The 18278-nt window shown below is 36.7% G+C and carries 12 protein-coding genes, 1 other RNA gene and 2 pseudogenes; 12 read left to right on the top strand and 3 right to left on the bottom strand.

Going from position 1 to position 18278, the window contains the following annotated elements; translation table 11 throughout:
• Nucleotides 1–12: 12 nt before the first annotated feature.
• Entirely contained in the window at nt 13–285 is a 273-nt protein-coding gene (locus C7K42_RS11665; protein ID WP_014125525.1) for a hypothetical protein, read from the bottom strand.
• 229 nt (nt 286–514) lie between these two features.
• On the opposite strand from C7K42_RS11665, the gene C7K42_RS11660 reads away from it, so the two are divergent.
• Nucleotides 515–946 carry a phosphate-starvation-inducible protein PsiE gene (locus C7K42_RS11660; RefSeq protein ID WP_014125524.1) on the top strand — a complete coding sequence of 144 codons (432 nt, stop codon included), beginning with the start codon at nt 515–517 and terminating at the stop codon, nt 944–946.
• Nucleotides 947–1024: 78 nt separating this feature from the next.
• On the opposite strand, the gene ssrS is transcribed toward C7K42_RS11660, so the two are convergent.
• Nucleotides 1025–1220, bottom strand: a non-coding RNA gene (ssrS, locus tag C7K42_RS11655) — 6S RNA.
• 225 nt (nt 1221–1445) lie between these two features.
• On the bottom strand, nt 1446–2717 hold the full coding sequence (locus C7K42_RS11650) for a replication-associated recombination protein A (protein ID WP_014125522.1): 1272 nt from the start codon (nt 2715–2717) through the stop codon (nt 1446–1448).
• A 140-nt stretch (nt 2718–2857) separates the two neighbouring features.
• On the opposite strand from C7K42_RS11650, the gene C7K42_RS11645 reads away from it, so the two are divergent.
• The 11 genes and pseudogenes from C7K42_RS11645 (at nt 2858) to C7K42_RS11590 (ending at nt 18267) form a co-directional block, all read left to right on the top strand.
• A complete protein-coding gene (locus C7K42_RS11645) occupies nt 2858–3496 on the top strand; it encodes a DNA-3-methyladenine glycosylase (RefSeq protein WP_014125521.1) in 639 nt (212 codons plus the stop codon).
• A gap of 20 nt (nt 3497–3516) precedes the next feature.
• Complete coding sequence (gene prmA / locus C7K42_RS11640) at nt 3517–4461, top strand: 50S ribosomal protein L11 methyltransferase (RefSeq protein ID WP_014125520.1); 945 nt, start codon at nt 3517–3519, stop codon at nt 4459–4461.
• A gap of 5 nt (nt 4462–4466) precedes the next feature.
• Nucleotides 4467–5222 (top strand): 16S rRNA (uracil(1498)-N(3))-methyltransferase, encoded by a 756-nt coding sequence (locus tag C7K42_RS11635; protein ID WP_014125519.1) that lies wholly within the window; start codon nt 4467–4469, stop codon nt 5220–5222.
• Between the two features lie 276 nt (nt 5223–5498).
• Entirely contained in the window at nt 5499–7712 is a 2214-nt protein-coding gene (locus tag C7K42_RS11630) for a RelA/SpoT family protein (protein WP_014125518.1), read from the top strand.
• Between the two features lie 4 nt (nt 7713–7716).
• The gene (gene dtd / locus C7K42_RS11625; RefSeq protein ID WP_014125517.1) at nt 7717–8166 is read left to right on the top strand and encodes a D-aminoacyl-tRNA deacylase; all 450 of its coding nucleotides are present in this window, start codon (nt 7717–7719) and stop codon (nt 8164–8166) included.
• 222 nt (nt 8167–8388) lie between these two features.
• Nucleotides 8389–10039: pseudogene (locus tag C7K42_RS11620) on the top strand (phosphoenolpyruvate carboxykinase (ATP)).
• Nucleotides 10040–10590: 551 nt separating this feature from the next.
• Entirely contained in the window at nt 10591–11889 is a 1299-nt protein-coding gene (gene ltrA, locus C7K42_RS11610) for a group II intron reverse transcriptase/maturase (protein WP_249038036.1), read from the top strand.
• Between the two features lie 208 nt (nt 11890–12097).
• A complete protein-coding gene (locus C7K42_RS11605) occupies nt 12098–12436 on the top strand; it encodes a helix-turn-helix domain-containing protein (RefSeq protein WP_014125514.1) in 339 nt (112 codons plus the stop codon).
• Nucleotides 12433–15093, top strand: a pseudogene (locus C7K42_RS11600) (cation-translocating P-type ATPase). Before C7K42_RS11605 ends, C7K42_RS11600 begins: the two are co-directional and overlap by 4 nt.
• A 97-nt stretch (nt 15094–15190) precedes the next feature.
• Nucleotides 15191–16729 carry a phosphohexomutase domain-containing protein gene (locus tag C7K42_RS11595; RefSeq protein WP_371862652.1) on the top strand — a complete coding sequence of 513 codons (1539 nt, stop codon included), beginning with the start codon at nt 15191–15193 and terminating at the stop codon, nt 16727–16729.
• Between the two features lie 155 nt (nt 16730–16884).
• Complete coding sequence (locus C7K42_RS11590) at nt 16885–18267, top strand: APC family permease (protein WP_014125510.1); 1383 nt, start codon at nt 16885–16887, stop codon at nt 18265–18267.
• Nucleotides 18268–18278 lie beyond the last annotated feature (11 nt).

Raw genomic sequence — 18278 nt, 5'->3', positions numbered from 1 at the left:
AACTTAATGCATTTATGACATCTTTTTAGCGAGTAAGAAACTAAAAATTCCTGAAATAACTAACATAAAACATAAAAAAGCGATAGCCCACTCTAATTGGTTAAAAAAACCGACAAGTAAACATATCATACCTAGAAAAATAAATATTACACCAAAAGTTGATAGAAATGTTTTGTTCTGCGAATTTTTAGTGATTAAGGAAAAAAAGATTGTTTGTTTTATACATAATATGACTCCCATGGCAACTAAAATTATCGCCATGATAGACAGTAAAGTAATGATCATCTAATACTCCTTGCATGTGAGTTTGATTAAATTATAAGGCAAGAAACAGAAAAGGGCAACTCACGTATAGAAGTATTTAAATTGTTTTTTTGTAAAAAATAATTCTTTTTATAATATAATAACTGTATACCTTTTCATCAATATGTAATTTAAATTTTTCTTGTTTTTGTTAGTGAAGCGTATTTTATTTTAGGAATTTGTAAAACTGTGATGATAAAGGAGGTTTTAGATGAAGCGATTTGATAGTTTTGCAAGAGTAGTAAGTTTAATTGTTGATCTTATGCTAGCAGTATTAGTAATTGTTGTTTTAATTGCTATGGCAACAGCTATTTATGACATTTTTACTCATGTATTAACAATGAGTTCAATGAGCGAACTTTATTATGTTATTGAAGAAATCGCCACTTGGTTTATTCTTTTAGAAGTATTCTTAATGTTATTGCGTTATGTAAAAGAAGGTCATCATGTGCCGGTACGTTATCTTATTTTAATTGATCTTACAGCTGTTTCACGGAAGCTTTTGTTAGAGCACGGTGGAGGATTAGATGCTTTAATGTTAGCATTGGCGATCTTAATTTTAGTCCTTGATCTGTTTTTACTAGAAAAAGTGAATGCTTTTCATACACATAAATCTTCAGAAGAGGAAAAAGATCTTTTTTAATTAAAAAAGATAACAATATGAGCGTAAACTAAAAAATCCCTTATCAAAAATGATAAGGGGTTTTATTTTAAAAAAAGGGTAATATCCGTGGATGCCGTTTATTGTCCTGGAGTATTGATCCCGCAAAGTCTAAGCAGGTGGGTTCCATGGCCAAGGTCTTGAGCTACCAAATGATAAGGCGTGCTGCTGACATTGGCACCTAACGGATCCCAATATATCAATAAAAATGTTCGGTCAATACTAAAAATGGATAACTCGTACATCACAGAATTCCCAAACCTATAGTAGCATAATCTTTCAAATGTGGCAATAGACAGACTCATCAACTAGATGTGTTTATTAGCATAGTTTTTAATTTTCAACGAAATAAACACATTATCTTAGGATTTTGATGAGATAAACAGCAATTAAACATGTAATTTTGTTATTTTAATGAAACTATTTGCAATTAGTTTCATAGATTTATCATTTTTATGAGTTTAATGCAGAACAAATGACATTATTTTTTCCAATCACTTAGTTGTTTATAACGCATTGCCAATGCTTTTTCGTATTTTCCAGTAGTTTTAGGGGCGTAGTAAGTCGTGTTTTTTAGCTTATCTGGTAGATACTGTTGATCAACCCAGGCTTCTGGATAATCGTGAGGATAATGATAATCTACACCACGATTTAAATTTTTAGCTCCTTTATAATGACTATCGCGTAGATGAGTTGGCACGTCTCCAGACTTTCCACTTTGTACATCTGCAATTGCTTGATCTAAAGCTGTATGAGCAGAATTTGATTTAGGTGATAAACATAAATCAACAACAGTTTCAGCTAGCGGAATACGTGCTTCAGGCAAACCAATTTTTTCAGCAGCAAGGACTGCTTCGACGCAACGAGCGGCAGCTTGGGGATTAGCTAGGCCAATATCTTCATAACCAATAACCATTAAACGACGACAGATAATCGCTAAATCGCCTGCTTCTACCAATCTTGCTAAGTAATGCAAAGCGGCATCTACATCACTGCCACGAATGGATTTTTGAAAGGCTGAGATGACATCATAATGCGCATCGCCGCCTTTGTCATGGGTTAAGGCCTTTTTTTGAATACATTCTTCAATGATCGTTAGGGTAATGTGAATTTGACCATTATCATCAGCAGGCGTAGATTTTACAGCTAATTCGAGGCCATTTAACACACTACGTAAGTCACCGTTGGTTGCACGGCATAAATGTATTTTAGCATTTTCATCTAAAATCACAGGATAGTTTCCTAAACCACGTTCTTTGTCTGCTAAGGCAAACTCAAGCGCTTGGGCTAAATCTGTTTCTGTCAAAGGTAAAACTTCAAAAATCTGTGTTCGGCTTCTGATGGCTGGATTAATTGTAATATAGGGATTTTCTGTTGTAGCACCAATCATAATGATTCGTCCGCTTTCCAAATGAGGCAGTAAAAAATCCTGTTTGGTTTTATCTAAACGATGGACTTCATCCAATAGTAAAATGACCGTCCCACTCATTTTTGCTTCTTCAGCAACAATTTGTAAGTCTTTTTTAGTGTCAGTTGCGGCATTAAGCATGCGAAAAGCATATTGTGTTGTACCAGCAATAGCACTAGCAATACTTGTTTTTCCAGTACCTGGAGGCCCGTATAAAATCATAGATGAAAGCATTTGGGCGTCAATCATTCGACGGATGATTTTACCTTTACCAACTAAATGTTGTTGACCGACAACTTCATTTAAATTTTGCGGCCGCATCCGATAACTTAGTGGCTGCTGCATGTTTATCCTTCTTTCTTTTCTCATTACTGCTATTATAACATATGAACATCTATTACTTAATTTAAATGAGTTCATCTCAATAAAATAAAAAGGATGGCGTGAACACTATGTTTTGTGTATCATGGCATTAGGTGATAGCAATGAAAGAGACAATAAAAATTTTTGAAACAGCCTCAACAGTCGATATTGCTCGTTTTTTAGTGGGGATGTATCTTGAACATGATACTCCAAAAGGAAAACTAGGGGGATATATTGTTGACTGTGAGGCATATTTAGGTCCTGATGACATGGCAGCTCATAGTTACGGGATGAGAAAAACGCCTAGACTAAAAGCGATGTATCAAAAACCTGGCACGATTTATTTATATACTATGCATACACATTTGATTTTAAATATGGTGACACAAGCTGAAGGCATGCCACAAGGGGTGATGATCCGAGCAATTGAACCTGTAGAAGGAAAAGAACAGATGGAAAAAAGACGAGCTAAAATAGGGCGCGAGGTCTCCAATGGGCCAGGAAAATTAGTGGAAGCTTTAGGGATACCTAAAAATCTTTATGGCCAATCTATTTTCTCTAGTGATTTACATTTAGTGCCCGAAAAGCGAAAAACGCCTAAAAAAATAGCAGAGCTTCCGCGTGTAGGGATTCCAAATAAGGGAGAATGGACGGATATGCCTTTGCGGTTTGTCGCCAGTGGCAATCCATATATAACAAAAATTCGGCGCCAACAAATTGATTCTGACAGTGGTTGGCAAGAAGAAAACGATAATGACTAGTGATTGGAGGTTTGTCACAGATGAAATGGAATGAAGTAAGCGTTGAAACTGCTAGTGAAGCTGTTGAAGCTGTTGCAAATATTTTAATGGAAGCAGGGGCCAGTGGCGTAGCTATTGAAGATAGTAAGGACCTAGAAAATTTTCAGGAAGACAGCTTTGGCGAAGTGATTGACGTTGAAATGATTAGCTCTTTAAATGAAGGAGCTTATGTTAAAGCTTATTTTCCAGAAACGATCTTTGTCCCAGAAATTTTACCTGCTATTAAGGAAAGAATTGCAGAGTTACCAGATTTTGGGCTTTCGGTTGGCAAAAATGAAGTAGAGGTAACAGAAGTTGAAGAAAAAAATTGGGCTACAGCTTGGAAAAAGTATTATCATCCCGTTCGGATTTCGCGTTTTTTGACCATTAAACCTAGTTGGGAAGACTATCAAACGATAGATCCAAACGAGCAAGTGATCGATTTAGATCCAGGAATGGCTTTTGGCACAGGGACTCATCCTACGACCCGTTTAACCTTACAAGCTTTAGAGACGGTTTTGCGTGGTAATGAAACGGTTCTTGATGTAGGTGCAGGTTCTGGTGTATTAAGTATTGCAGCCAGTTTTTTTGGCGCAAAAGAAGTTGTAGCTTATGATCTAGACGATGTGGCCGTTAAAGCAGCCAAAGAAAATATTGCGCTTAATCCATCGGCAAAAAACATTCAAGTAAAGGCTAATAATTTGTTAGTCGATGTAGAGAAAAAAGCTGATGTTATTGTCGCTAACATCCTGGCCGATATTATTATTGAAATGTTACCTGATGCTTGGCGCTTATTAAAAAAAGATGGCACACTGATTGTGTCAGGGATTATCGAGGCAAAAAAACAAAGTGTGCTGGAGGCAATGCAGGTACAAGGCTTTGTTTTAGACCAAACTTTTCAGCAAAAAGATTGGTATGCTTTAACATTTAAAAAAGTGGAGGAGTAACGACCATGCAACGCTACTTTACAAATGAAAAGTACGAAAAAAAAGACACTTATTCATTAAGCGGAGAACCTTATCATCATATAACCCACGTAATGCGAATGCGAGAAGGAGATCAAATCGACTTAGTTTTTTCTGATCAAGTAACCATACATGCCAAAATCACATCGATAAATGATCAAAAAGTGTTTGTTGAAGAAGTGGCTAAAGAAAGTCAGGAAAAGGAATTACCACTTGCGATCACGATTGCTTGTGGTTATCCTAAAGGAGATAAGTTCGACTGGCTGGTACAAAAGGCTACTGAATTAGGCGCTGCAGCATTTATAGGTTTTCCTGCTAAAACCTCCGTTGTAAAATGGGACCCAAAAAAATTAAGCAAAAAACAGCAGCGATTAGAAAAAATTACGCAAGAAGCAGCTGAGCAATCTCAACGTAGTTATTTGCCGGATGTCAGTCTTTTGGCTAATGAAGGAGATTTGTTTCCTCTTTTTTCGGATTACGATTATGTTTTGGTTGCTTATGAAGAGTCCGCTAAGCAAGGTGAGACGGCTACATTGGCCAAGTTATTGCAGAATGTGTCTGTGAATGCTCAAATATTAGCGGTTTTCGGACCAGAAGGTGGTTTCACGTCAGAAGAAATTGCTATGTTTGAACAAAATCAGGCACTCTTTTGCGGTTTAGGACCTAGGATATTACGTGCAGAAACAGCACCTTTATACTTATTAAGTGCTATTAGCTATCATTGGGAACTTTTGTATAGATAAAAAACTAAAGATGCCGCCAATAATTTATAGATTGGAGGGACATCAAGAAAAGTGCCACCAATATTTTCACTGACTAGACTACATTGTTTGATATCTCGCCGATGGTATTAGAGTGAATATTTGAAAAAAGGCAAGTATTTATTGTATAATATACTTGTTAGATAGCAGCAATAAGCGCTTTTGTAAAAGAGCGTTTATTTACTTTTCTTCTTTTGTATATAAATAAGCAAAGTGTCTGGGTTAAAGACCCAGACCTTTTTAACAAGGAGGGTCAATATGGCAAAAGATAGTGTGATATCAGGAGCTAGTGTGATCAAATTAGTTTCCTATTATATGAGTGACGAACATACTGCTTTTGTAAAAAAAGCCTATGAATATGCAGTAGATGCACATAAAGATCAATATCGTAAATCAGGAGAACCTTACATCATTCACCCTATTCAAGTAGCAGGTATCTTAGCTGAGTTACATATGGACCCACATACAATTGCAGTTGGTTTTTTACATGATGTTGTCGAAGATACTGATGTGACTTTAGATGATTTGAAAAACGAATTTGGTCATGACGTAGCGATGATTGTTGATGGTGTGACTAAACTGGGAAAAATTAAATACAAATCGCATGAAGAACAGTTGGCAGAAAACTATCGAAAAATGCTTTTAGCTATGGCGCAAGATCTGCGTGTTATTATGGTGAAATTAGCTGACCGACTTCATAATATGCGTACGTTAAAACATCTTAGAGATGATAAACAAAGAAGAATTGCTAGAGAAACCCTTGAAATTTATGCTCCTTTAGCTGACCGTTTAGGGATTAGTCGCATAAAATGGGAATTAGAAGACTTATCCCTGCGCTATTTAAATCCTAAACAATATTATCGCATTGTTCATTTGATGCAATCTAAACGAGACGAACGAGAAAAATATGTGAAACAGGCAGTAGAAGAAATTCGCATTGCTACTGAAGACTTAGACATTTATGCTGAAATATATGGTCGTCCTAAACATATTTATTCTGTTTATCGGAAAATGGTTGATAAAAAGAAACAGTTTGATGAAATTTATGATCTATTAGCGATTCGAGTGATCGTTGATTCGATCAAAGATTGTTATGCTGTGTTAGGGGCTATTCATACAAAATGGAAACCAATGCCTGGTCGGTTTAAAGATTATATTGCTATGCCTAAAGCCAATATGTATCAATCGATTCATACTACAGTTATCGGCCCTAACGGTAACCCAGTTGAAATTCAAATACGAACACACCAGATGCATGAAATTGCTGAATTTGGTGTAGCTGCTCATTGGGCGTATAAAGAAGGACATACAGAAGAAATTCAGCCGGATGAAATGACAAACCAAGTCGGCTGGTTTAAAGAATTATTAGAATTACAAGATGAAAGTTTTGACGCTTCTGATTTTATGGAAGGTGTCAAAGGAGATATTTTCAGTGATAAGGTGTACGTATTTACGCCTAAAGGAGATGTTTCTGAACTACCGAAAGGTTCGGGTCCTTTAGATTTTGCTTATCATATTCATACAGATATTGGTAATAAAACTGTAGGAGCAAAAATTAATGGAAAAATGGTGCAGCTTGATTATAATTTAAAAAATGGTGATATTGTAGAAATATTAACGTCTCCTAATTCTTTTGGTCCCAGTCGGGATTGGTTAAAATTTGTTGCTACGAGTAAAGCTAAGAATAAAATTAAGCGTTTCTTTAAAGCCCAAGACCGTGACGAGAATATTGAAAAAGGGCACAGTCTATTGGTCAAAACATTACAAGAAATGAACTTTTCAGCCAAAGAGGTTCTTTCAAAAAGCAAAATCCAAGAAGCTTTAGAAAGATATAATTATCACTCAGAAGATGATTTATACGCAGCAGTTGGTTTTGGTGAAATGAGTCCGACTACTCTAGCAAATCGTTTAACCGAAGAGGAGCGGCGTCAACAACAAGCAGCAGAAGAAAAACAACGTGTACAAGATATGGTCAATAATGGTCCGAAAAAAGACACGGAAAAAATGAAGATTCGCCATGACGGCGGTGTAGTCATTCAAGGCGTAGAAAACCTGTTGATCCGTATCAGCCATTGCTGTAATCCTGTGCCAGGAGATGACATTGTTGGTTATATTACAAAGGGCCGTGGCGTTTCTATTCATAGAAAAGATTGTCCTAATGTACAAAATTCATCGCAAATGCAAGACCGCTTAATCGAAGTGGAGTGGGAAGATACAAGTAATACTAGTAAAGAATATGATGCTGAAATCGAAGTTTATGGTTACGATCGTTCGGCACTATTAAATGATATTTTACAAGCAGCAAGTTCACAAAATCATCGAATTATTAATGTAGAAGCACATTCTAATAAAGAAAAAACAGCGACGATTCGGATTACTGTTTCGATTAAAAATCTTTCACATTTACAATCAATTGTAGATAAAATTAAACAAGTTCCTGATATATATAGTGTCCATCGTTTGAAAGGATAGAGGTATGCGAGCAGTTGTTCAAAGAGTAAAAAGTGCGCATGTTACGATTAATGATAAAATCGTAGGTGAAATCGATCAAGGCTTTATGATCCTATTAGGAATTCATGAAGAAGATAGTCAGGACGATGTGGCGTATCTGGTAAAAAAAATAGCAAAATTGCGCGTTTTTGAAGACGAAAATGGAAAATTAAACTTAAGTATTGATGCAGTTGGCGGGAGTATTTTAAGCGTTTCGCAGTTTACTTTGAATGCAGATACGAAAAAAGGTAACCGTCCTAGCTTTATTAAAGCTGCGCGGCCAGAAACAGCAGTTCCTTTGTACGAAGCTTTCAATGATGGCTTAAGCCAACAAGGAATTCCTGTAGTAACGGGGGAGTTTGGCGCAGACATGCAAATTTCTTTAGTAAATGATGGTCCAGTCACTATTATTTATGATACTAGAGAAAAGACATAAGTGGGCTTAAACTAAACACTAGTGTTGATAACAAGAAACTAACCTTCTTGTTTTATCAACACTAGTTTTTTATTCTACTAATAAAACATGTATTTTTTCCGTAAAATTATTTGTAAGTGCTTTATAATTATGAGATAATAAAATGGCAGGAGGGATTTCCCTTTATATAAACGTATTTATAAATATTTATTTTATTTACAATGAAAGGAGTTTCGATGATTTATGGCAACTATTGGAAAGTTTAATCGCAGTGAAGTTAAAAAAGAAAATCAGTTATTTTCGCGTTTTAAAACTTTAGTTGAGACAGCTTTTTATGGAAATAATGTGACAAAAGTCACAAATTTGCAAAAAGCTTATCATTTAGCTACACAAGCTTTAGGAACGGTTGTTACAGATTTGCCAGTAAAGCATACTAGTGACTTAGGTTTACCTGAAGAGGCTAAGATGCTTATTTTTAATGATGGAAAAATTGTGGGAAGAACAGCAGCAGCACGTGTAGTTATTGGTCACCCTGGGGTTGATTCTGATTATTATCAAGGAATATTAAGAGAAGCACTATATCAATCAAAGGAACAAAACTTTTATACAGCTGATGTTGTTGTCGGTCTTGATGAAAAGTTCATGGTCAAAAGTCATCTGATGCTGCCAGAAGGATTTGAAAATAATCTCTATTCTTATTTATTGAATTTCCAGATAGCAAACGAGCAGTGGCAGGAACGTTATGAAGACTCTGTTTCTTATGAAGAAAATGACATCTATCTTTTTGCTGACCCTAACTGGCAACATCCAGATTTTCCTTTTGGCTTAGCTTTATTTGATCCTGAACATAATGTAGCCGCTATCTTAGGTTTACGTTACTTTGGTGAATTGAAAAAAGGTACGCTGACACTTGCTTGGGCTACTGCTCACCGGAATAACTATGTAGCTTGTCATGGAGGGATTAAGCAGTACCAACTACCCGGAGGTAATAAATATACAATGGCTGCTTTTGGTCTTTCTGGTTCAGGAAAATCAACGATCACTTTAACTCAACATGGTGGGAAATATAAGGTAGATGTTTTGCATGATGATGCATTTGTTATTGATCGAGATACAGGATCAACGATTGCATTAGAGCCTGCGTATTTTGATAAAGTACAAGATTATCCGTTAACTCATAATACAGTTGATTACTACTTAACCATGCAAAATGTCGGGGCAACAAAAGATAAAGAGGGTAAAACTGTTCCTGTTTTACAAGATATTAGAAATGGCAATGGTCGAACAGTTAAATCACGTTATGTCACAAAAAAATCGAGTAGATGCTTTAGATGAGAAATTAGATGCTATTTTTTGGATTATGAAAGATGATAGCTTACCTCCTGTAGTAAAAGTGGAGGACCCTATTCTAGCTGCAGTTTTTGGTTTAACACTTGCAACAAAACGGTCAACAGCAGAAAATGTTGTAGGCGATGTCGATTTAAGTCAGCTGGTTATTGAGCCTTACGCCGATCCATTTCGTGCTTATCCTTTAGCAGAGGACTACCGTAATTTCCGTGATTTATTTAATAAAAATAAAACTTCCTGCTATATTTTGAATACAGATGCTTTCCATGGTGAGGATATCACTCCACAAGTCACTTTATCCAGCATTGAAGAAATTATTACAGGTGAAGCAATTTTTGAACAATTCGGCCCAATTAAAGAAATGTCTTACTTGCCAATTGAAGGATACGAACTGGATTTTAATGACGAAAAATATATAAAAGATATTCATGTACGTTTACAAAGTCGTTTAGATTTTATTTTAAAAGAAAATAATACAAACGAAGGTTATGATGCTTTACCTGAAGAAACAGCAGAAATGATGCGTCATGTAATAAGTGAATTATAACTAAAGTATTAGTAAACTGATAATTAACTTTAACGGTTAATTATCAGTTTTTTTGGTGCGCTCGGCATGGGCGATAACTTGGTGGTGAAAGTCCACTACAGGCTTGGCAGTAGGAACTGTTAGCCAAAAGCAAGGGTGTCCACTGCGAAGTGGAATCTGAAGGAAGCTGGAGGCAAACACTCGCGCTGACGAACAGAAACCTCATAGGAAGGCTGGATTGGGACGGATGAGCTTGCCAAACAAAGCAAAGTCCAATACTGCCCGAACCCCATACAGTAAATGAGGCAGCGGCATGAGTGGAAGGTTATCACTCCTTACCCGAGGATATCTATCTAGCGACAGCTGTCGTAGTAATAACGAATAGATAGAAGTCAGCTGAGGTCATAGTAGGGAAAATGTACCGAAGGACCGAACAATATTCATACAAAGTATAGATTGGAGGTTAGAGGAAGCAAAGAAGACAGAAAACAACCATAAGGTTGGCAATCTACAGAGGGATAAGGTGGAACCTGAAAGCGTATGTAGATGTGTCGAGTTATCCTCTAGGAGAAATGAAAGAAATGTATCGTAAGTCTTCATCTTTGATGAAGTCCGTTGTAAGAAAAGAAAATCTTAAGACAGCCGCAACAAGGGTCCGACGTAATAAAGGAGCCGCTGGTGTCGATGGTATGGCTGTGGATGAAGTAGAAGACCACATTGAGAAGTTGTATGCGCCACTAAGGCAGAAATTGCTTCAAGGGACCTACCAGCCACAACCGGTCAAACAAGTCGAAATACCGAAACCCAATGGTGAAAAACGCCAATTGGGAATCCCATGTGCGCGTGATCGCGTAGTTCAACAAGCGATTCGACAAGTCATTGAGCCCATCATTGACCCATACTTTCTTCCACAAAGCCACGGATTTCGCCCGAATGAGGGAACACACACTGCTTTGAAGCAATGTGTCGCTTATTATGAGGAAGGCTATAAAGTGGTGGTCGATTGTGACTTGAAACAATGCTTTGACACACTAAATCATGACAAGCTCATGTATCACTTAGAGCAGTTTATTCAAGATAAGGCAATTCTCAAGGTTATTCGTAAGTTCTTGACGAGTGGTGTGATTAACCTGTCTAGCGAATACGTAGAAAGAAAGTCGGGTGCACCTCAAGGGGCGGTCTTATCGCCTCTTCTCTGTAATATTTACTTACATGAACTGGATAAAGAACTTGAGAAAAGAGGACACCAATTTGTTCGTTATGCCGATGACTTCGTCATCTATGTCAAGTCAAAACGTGCGGGCGAACGAGTGTTAAAAAGTGTGACCCGTTTCATTGAAAAAGATCTTAAACTCATTGTTAATCAAGACAAGAGTCAAGTGGGGGCACCAACGCGTTTAAAATTCTTGAGCTGTCTGATAATGAAAGTCAATGGCACCTGTCGTTTTATCCCTACCAAAGAAGCCAAGAAGAAATTCAAAGCCGAATTGAAACGTCGAACAAGCCGTAAGCGTGCGGGTGATTTTCGAACGATCATAGAGGAAATCAATCAAGTCACGCGTGGCTGGATAGGCTATTTCGGATTGGGATTTATTCGAGGTTTTATTCAAAAGGAAATTGAACCATGGTTACATCACCGCATCAGGCAGCTGATCCTCAAACGTTGGAAAGTTCCCAAAACGAAAATAACGAAGTTATTGTCTTATGGTTTAGATTTAAACGGCGCCAAGAAAATCGGATCCTCTAGAAAGAAATATTGGCGACTGTCCAAAACGTCTGAAGTTCATCGGACACTTACAAACGAAAGACTCCACCGATGGGGCTTAGTTTCACTAAGCGCCTTGGTAGAGTCTGCTTACGCAAGATATTGAACCGCCGTATACGGAACCGTACGTACGGTGGTGTGAGAGGTCGACTAGCCAATTAATGGCTAGTCACCTACTCGATTGACTAAAAAAGCGTTTGTATATTGCCACTTAATATTTATCTGAATAAATAAACTCACACTTTACAAAAAAGTGGAGAAATGTTAAGGTATACTTAATCTGAAAAACGAAGGGAGGCAAGTTGGGGTTGCAAATGGATATAGGTAAGCGAATTTATGAATTGCGAACAAATCAGAAAATGAGTGCAAAAGATCTTGCGAAGAAGGTGGGTGTATCTGCTGCGTTTATTTCAGCGTTAGAGCATCATACAACGAGTGCTTCAATTACAACATTGGAAAATTTGTGCAATGGGTTAGATGTTTCATTAAGTGAATTTTTCCAAGAGGAGGAAGCACCCTTAGATGTAGAGCTATTTCATAAATTTGCAAATATGAATACTGAACAAAAGACAGCCATTTTAAATTTAATTGAAGTTTTTTGTCCAGTAAATTCTGAAGATGAAATTAAAGAAAACAAGGAGGCTAATGAATGAAAGAAGACTATCAGGTATCAATTGAGGAAACAATAGAAAAATTTGATACGGATCAAAAAGTAGGTCTCACGCAGGAAATCGTCGATAAGCGCTTAGAAGAAAATGGGCGTAATGAGATCCAAGAAGGAAAGAAAACCTCCCCTTGGAAATTGTTGTGGAATAATATAAATGACTTAATTGTGTATTTATTATTAGCAGCTGCCGTCATCTCCTTTCTTATGGACGATTTAGCAGAGACCATTGCAATACTACTGGCTTTGTTACTTGCGGTACTCACTGGTTTTTTTACCGAGTTACAAGCACAAAAATCAGTTGAATCCTTGCAAAGCATGATTTATACTACCACCACGGTTATTCGTGATGGAAAGACGCAAACCATCGATGCAGGAAGTGTTGTCCCCGGAGATGTGCTCTTATTAAGAGAAGGTGATGCTATTGCTGCGGATGGTCGAATTATTTCTAGCAATAACTTTGCCTGTATTGAATCAGCATTGACGGGAGAATCAGAAGCGGTTGAAAAAAGCCCAGATGATATTTCTGAAGAAGAAGTACCCTTAGGCGATCAACAAAACATGGTTTTTTCCGGTACAGCTGTGACCCGTGGATATGCTTATGTTGTTGTGACTGAAACTGGTATGGAAACTGAAGTTGGTAAAATTAGTGGGATGTTGGATGAAGCAAGCGATGAAAAAACACCACTAGATATAGAATTAGATAAATTAAGTAAGGCTATTATTGTTGCGGCTTTCATTGCTGGAGTTGCAGTACTTGTTGCAGGACTTATTACTGATAAACCCTTTGTTGAAATGATCCATATCGCTATTATTTTAGCTGTTGCTGCGATACCAGAAGCAATGCCAGCAGTAGAAACAATTACTTTATCAAAAGGCATGAACACTATGGCCCAACGCAAAGCTTTAGTGAAGTCACTGCCAGCAGTAGAAACGCTAGGGGCAACTAGTGTAATTGCTAGTGACAAAACAGGTACATTAACTGAAAACCAAATGATGGCTTCTGAATTAGTACTAGGTGAAAAAACACACTATGAAGTTACAGGGGAAGGTTACGACCCACATGGTTCTGTCAAAAAAGATGGAGAAGAAATTGTTCCAGAAAATAATCAAGATTTAATGCAATTTATTCAATCGGGGGTCTTATGTAATACTGCTCATATAGATCAAAATGAAGATGGACAATATGAAGTTGTGGGTGATCCTACAGATGGCGCTTTAGTTACGCTAGGTAAAAAAGTAGGATTAGATCGTGAAGATCTTGAAAACGAAGCCTTCGAAAAAATAGCTGAAGTTCCATTTTCTTCTGAAAATAAATATATGATTGTAGTTTATGAAAAAGAAGATCAACGTCAGTTAATTATTAAGGGAGCTTTTGATGTCATTTTAGATTTAGCTGATCAGACACAAGAAACCAAAGATAATTTGCAACAACAAAATGAAATGTTTGCCGAAAAAGGCCAACGTGTTATTGCAATTGCAAGTATCGAAAATTATGATGGCGGATTGACCGAAGAGGAAATGAAAAATTCTTTGGATGGTTTAAAAATTCAAGGATTAGTAGGTATTATTGATCCACCACGACCAGATGCATATGAATCTGTTGAAAGTGCACAAAATGCTGGTATTAAGGTGAAAATGATTACTGGAGATCATCCTAAAACAGCTTCTATTATTGCTAAAGATATTGGCATAGCTGATCATGAAAGAATTATGACCGGTAAAGAAATCGATGAACAAGTAGATAATGAAAATTTTGCTGAATTAGTGGATGAAACGGCAGTCTTTGCTCGTGTTTCGCCAGAAAATAAAATGCAAATTGTATCAGCACTTAAAAAAGAAAGCGAAGTTGTTTCAATGACCGGTGACGGTGTAAACGATGCGCCTGCTTTAAATGATGCCAACATTGGTGTTGCTATGGGTATCAGAGGTACTGAAGTTGCTAAAGAAGCTTCGGATATGATCCTAACAGATGATCGTTTTGGTACAATCGTGGATTCAGTTAAAGAAGGAAGAATTATTTTTGATAATATTAAAAAATATGTTTCTTTCTTATTTGCCTGTAATATGGTAGAAATTGTCGCGATCTTCGCAAGCGTAGTCTTTTTATTGCCGATGCCGATCGCACCCTTACACATTTTATTTTTAAATTTAATTATTGATATCGCTCCTGCAATGTCATTATCTTTTTAACCAGCTGAGGATAATGTAATGGCAAGAGGACCACGTTCCAAAAAAGATAGCTTAGTCAATCGCCACTTTTTAACACGTATTGTTTTTAGTGGAGTAATTATCGGACTATCAGCTTTTATCCTATTTTGGGTATTACTAAATGGTAACCGATCAGGTGAATATCTACAGACCGCTGTATTTACTTTTATGGCAGTTGCACAATTAATGCATATTTTTAACGTTAGAAAGACAAATTCTTTCGGGATTGACCGTAGCTTTTTCCAAAATAAAGCTCTATTAGGTTCAATCGCACTATCTATTGCTTTACAATTAGTTGCAGTGTACGCGCCATTTATGAATGATCTTTTAGGTACTGAGCCTCTAAGATTTGTTACTTGGTTAGGAATTCTCGGTGCAGCTATCATTTCTACAGTTATTGTAGGGTTGTTTAATAAAATAAAATACCATCATTGATTTAAAAACCTATTTGCTTCTATAAGATAAAATATAATAAATTCCTCCTCGTTATTTAGCACCAAAGTTTGGTATAATGATTTTGACGTTAAATAAAATGCTTACAAAAAGTAGCTTAGAGGGGGAGTTTTTTGTGGAAGAAATAATGAACCTACAAAATGAATCAGATATTCGTGGTATTGCTATGGATACCAAAGAATATCAAGCAAATTTGACAGTTTCAGCGGTACGAGAAATTGCTGCAGGTATCGTAAATTGGCTAAATAAAATGGAAAAAAAAGATGAACTAACAGTAGGGGTAGGCAGAGATAGCCGCTTAAGTGGTCCTGAATTGAAAGAAGCACTTATAGAAGAACTGATCCATAGCGGCGTAAATGTTTATGATTTTGGACTTGCAACAACACCGGCCTTATTTATGAGTACGCAATTTTCACAATTTTCGTGTGATGCAGGTGTTATGTTGACTGCTAGCCACTTACCTTATTATTACAACGGTATAAAAGTTTTCAGTCAAAAAGGCGGCGCAGAAAAAGAAGATATTACTTATATTTTGTCTCATACAGAAAAAAGACAAGGAGTAACTGCTGGTAAGCTGACAGAAGCTGATCTGCTTACTGTTTATGCGAATAATTTGGTTGCAAAAATACGTACGGCCAGCTATAAAGATACTGAAAAACCATTGACTGGCTTTAAAATTGTTGTTGACGCTGGTAACGGCGCAGGTGGGTTTTTTACAGAGAAAGTTTTACAAGTTCTAGGCGCAGACACTTCAGGCTCGCAATTTTTAACACCTGACGGCAATTTCCCCAATCACATCCCTAATCCAGATAATAAAGAAGCGATGCGAAGTATTCAAGACGCTGTTTTAACAAATCATGCGGATTTGGGAGTGATTTTTGATACTGATGTGGATCGTTCGGCAGTGGTAACAAAATCAGGTGATGTATTGAATCGTAATAATCTTATCGCTGTATTAAGTCGTATTGTGTTAACCGAACATCCGGGGACAAGTATCGTTACGAATTCGCCGACTTCTGATCATTTAAAGGATTTTATCGAATCCTTAGATGGTAAACAAGTTCGTTATATTTCTGGTTACCGTAATGTAATCAATAAAGCACTAGAACTTAATCACGCAGGTGTTGATACACAATTAGCGATTGAAACCAGTGGACATGCAGCTTTTAAAGAAAATTATTTCTTAGATGATGGGGCGTATGTCATTGCTAAAATTTTAATGTTGTTGCCAAAATTACAAGAAGAAGGAAAATCTTTAGAGTCATTGATTGCTGATTTAAAGCAGCCACTTGAAACCCAAGAAGTTCGTTTTAAATTAGAGGCGGAAAATTATCGTGCATTAGGTAAAAAAATCATTGAACAAATTGTCGATATTCAAATTCCTGGATGGCAAATCGATCCTGAAAATGATGAAGGTATTCGTTTTCGCTTATCTCAGCCATATGGACAAGGATGGTTTTTACTACGTATGAGCCTGCACGAACCTTTATTGGTATTACAAATTGAAAATGATGAAAAAGGATATATTGTTCCTGTGCTAAAAAAGATGCAACAATTTTTAAATAACTATCCAGAGGTAAATCAAGAAAAATTAACACCCTTAATAGCAAATGTGTAATCCTTAAAAGATAAAATGACTCCCAGCAAAGTGAAGAATAGTCTTTGCTGGGAATTTTTTATTACAATAAGTCTAGAAATAGTGGTAGAACTTTGTTTGAAAATGAAAAGAAAAATCTATATAATAGACAGCGATTAAAGAATGGAGGGAAATGAATGGAAATTTTCCGGAAAAGACCAATTGAAAAGAATTCATTCAATACATTAAAAAGAGAATTAAAATTAAAAGATTTAATTATGTTAGGAATCGGCGCCATTATTGGGACGGGGATTTTCGTTGTAACCGGGCAGGCTTCAGCAGATTACGCAGGTCCAGCTTCCATGATTTCCTTTATTATCGCAGCTTTAGTTGTTATCTTAAATGGTATTTGTTTTGCGGAATTTGCTTCACGCGTGCCTGTTTCTGGCGGGCCTTATAGCTATATGTATGTGGTCTTTGGCGAGTTGACGGCTTGGATCGCTGGTTGGCTTTTGATTTGTGAGTATATGTTAGCTGTTTCTACCGTTGCTTCAGGTTGGTCTGGTTATTTTCAGGGATTTCTGAGTAATTGGGGAATTCAACTACCCCAAGCATTAACTGCTGGTTATAATCCAGAAGAAGGTACATATATTGATTTGATCGCAGCCCTAATAATGATTTTAGTAACATTATGGGTTACACAAGAAGCAAAAAAAGCATTGCGCTTAAACAATGCTATGGTATGGGTGAAATTTGCTGTAATTATTTTATTTGTTGCTATTGGTATATTTTTTATTCAGCCTGACAATTGGCAACCTTATATGCCTTATGGTACGCAAGGTATTTTTAACGGTGCAGCTTTAGTATTTTTTGCCTTTTTGGGCTTTGATTCGATTTCCATGGCAGCTGAGGAAGCCGAAAATCCCCAAAAAGATGTACCACGGGGAATTATTGGTTCTATTTCAATTGCAACGATTTTATATGTAGTTGTTACTTTAATTTTGACAGGTATAGTACCTTTTTCAAAATTAGGCGTTGCAGATCCAGTGGCTTTTGCTATGCGTTATATCGATCAAGGTTTTATCGGCTCTGTCATCTCCGTTGGAACGATTTTAACCTTATTAACGGTTACGATATCGATGCTTTATTCTCTAGCAAGGCTGATTTATTCTATTAGTAAAGATGGCTTGTTACCGAAATACTTACAACAGATTGATGAAAAAAGAAAGACACCTAAACATGCAACCTTTGTCGCTGGTGGCATGGGCTTGTTCTTTGCGGCCGCTTTTCCATTGAATATTTTAGCCGAACTGACAAATATTACAGCACTTACATGTTTTGCATTGATGGCTTTAGGTGTAATCCGCTTACGTAAAATGCTAGGCCCTCCTAAAAAAGATGAGTTTAAAGTTCCATTGGTGCCGCTAATTCCGATTATTTCGGTAATTTCTTGTGTATTTTTAATGTTACAGTTAGACAAAATTACTTGGACAGTTTTTATTATATCGCTTGTTTTAGGATTAATTATTTATTTTAGTTATGGTTATCAACATAGTGATTTAAATGAAAAAAAGAGCTGATGTAAAATACT

The sequence above is a fragment of the Tetragenococcus halophilus subsp. halophilus DSM 20339 genome, from assembly GCF_003841405.1.
Classification (GTDB): Bacteria; Bacillota; Bacilli; order Lactobacillales; family Enterococcaceae; genus Tetragenococcus; species Tetragenococcus halophilus.
This window is presented reverse-complemented; position numbering and strand designations above follow the sequence as displayed.

Bases quoted from the DNA above. Each gene is read 5' to 3' on its own strand.
- C7K42_RS11605 (WP_014125514.1), top strand. From the start codon at position 12,098: ATGGATATAGGTAAGCGAATTTATGAATTGCGAACAAATCAGAAAATG.
- prmA (WP_014125520.1), top strand. From the start codon at position 3,517: ATGAAATGGAATGAAGTAAGCGTTGAAACTGCTAGTGAAGCTGTTGAA.
- C7K42_RS11595 (WP_371862652.1), top strand. From the start codon at position 15,191: ATGCTTACAAAAAGTAGCTTAGAGGGGGAGTTTTTTGTGGAAGAAATA.
- C7K42_RS11660 (WP_014125524.1), top strand. From the start codon at position 515: ATGAAGCGATTTGATAGTTTTGCAAGAGTAGTAAGTTTAATTGTTGAT.
- C7K42_RS11650 (WP_014125522.1), bottom strand. From the start codon at position 2,717: ATGCAGCAGCCACTAAGTTATCGGATGCGGCCGCAAAATTTAAATGAA.
- C7K42_RS11630 (WP_014125518.1), top strand. From the start codon at position 5,499: ATGGCAAAAGATAGTGTGATATCAGGAGCTAGTGTGATCAAATTAGTT.
- dtd (WP_014125517.1), top strand. From the start codon at position 7,717: ATGCGAGCAGTTGTTCAAAGAGTAAAAAGTGCGCATGTTACGATTAAT.
- C7K42_RS11665 (WP_014125525.1), bottom strand. From the start codon at position 285: ATGATCATTACTTTACTGTCTATCATGGCGATAATTTTAGTTGCCATG.
- ltrA (WP_249038036.1), top strand. From the start codon at position 10,591: ATGAAAGAAATGTATCGTAAGTCTTCATCTTTGATGAAGTCCGTTGTA.
- C7K42_RS11635 (WP_014125519.1), top strand. From the start codon at position 4,467: ATGCAACGCTACTTTACAAATGAAAAGTACGAAAAAAAAGACACTTAT.
- C7K42_RS11645 (WP_014125521.1), top strand. From the start codon at position 2,858: ATGAAAGAGACAATAAAAATTTTTGAAACAGCCTCAACAGTCGATATT.
- C7K42_RS11590 (WP_014125510.1), top strand. From the start codon at position 16,885: ATGGAAATTTTCCGGAAAAGACCAATTGAAAAGAATTCATTCAATACA.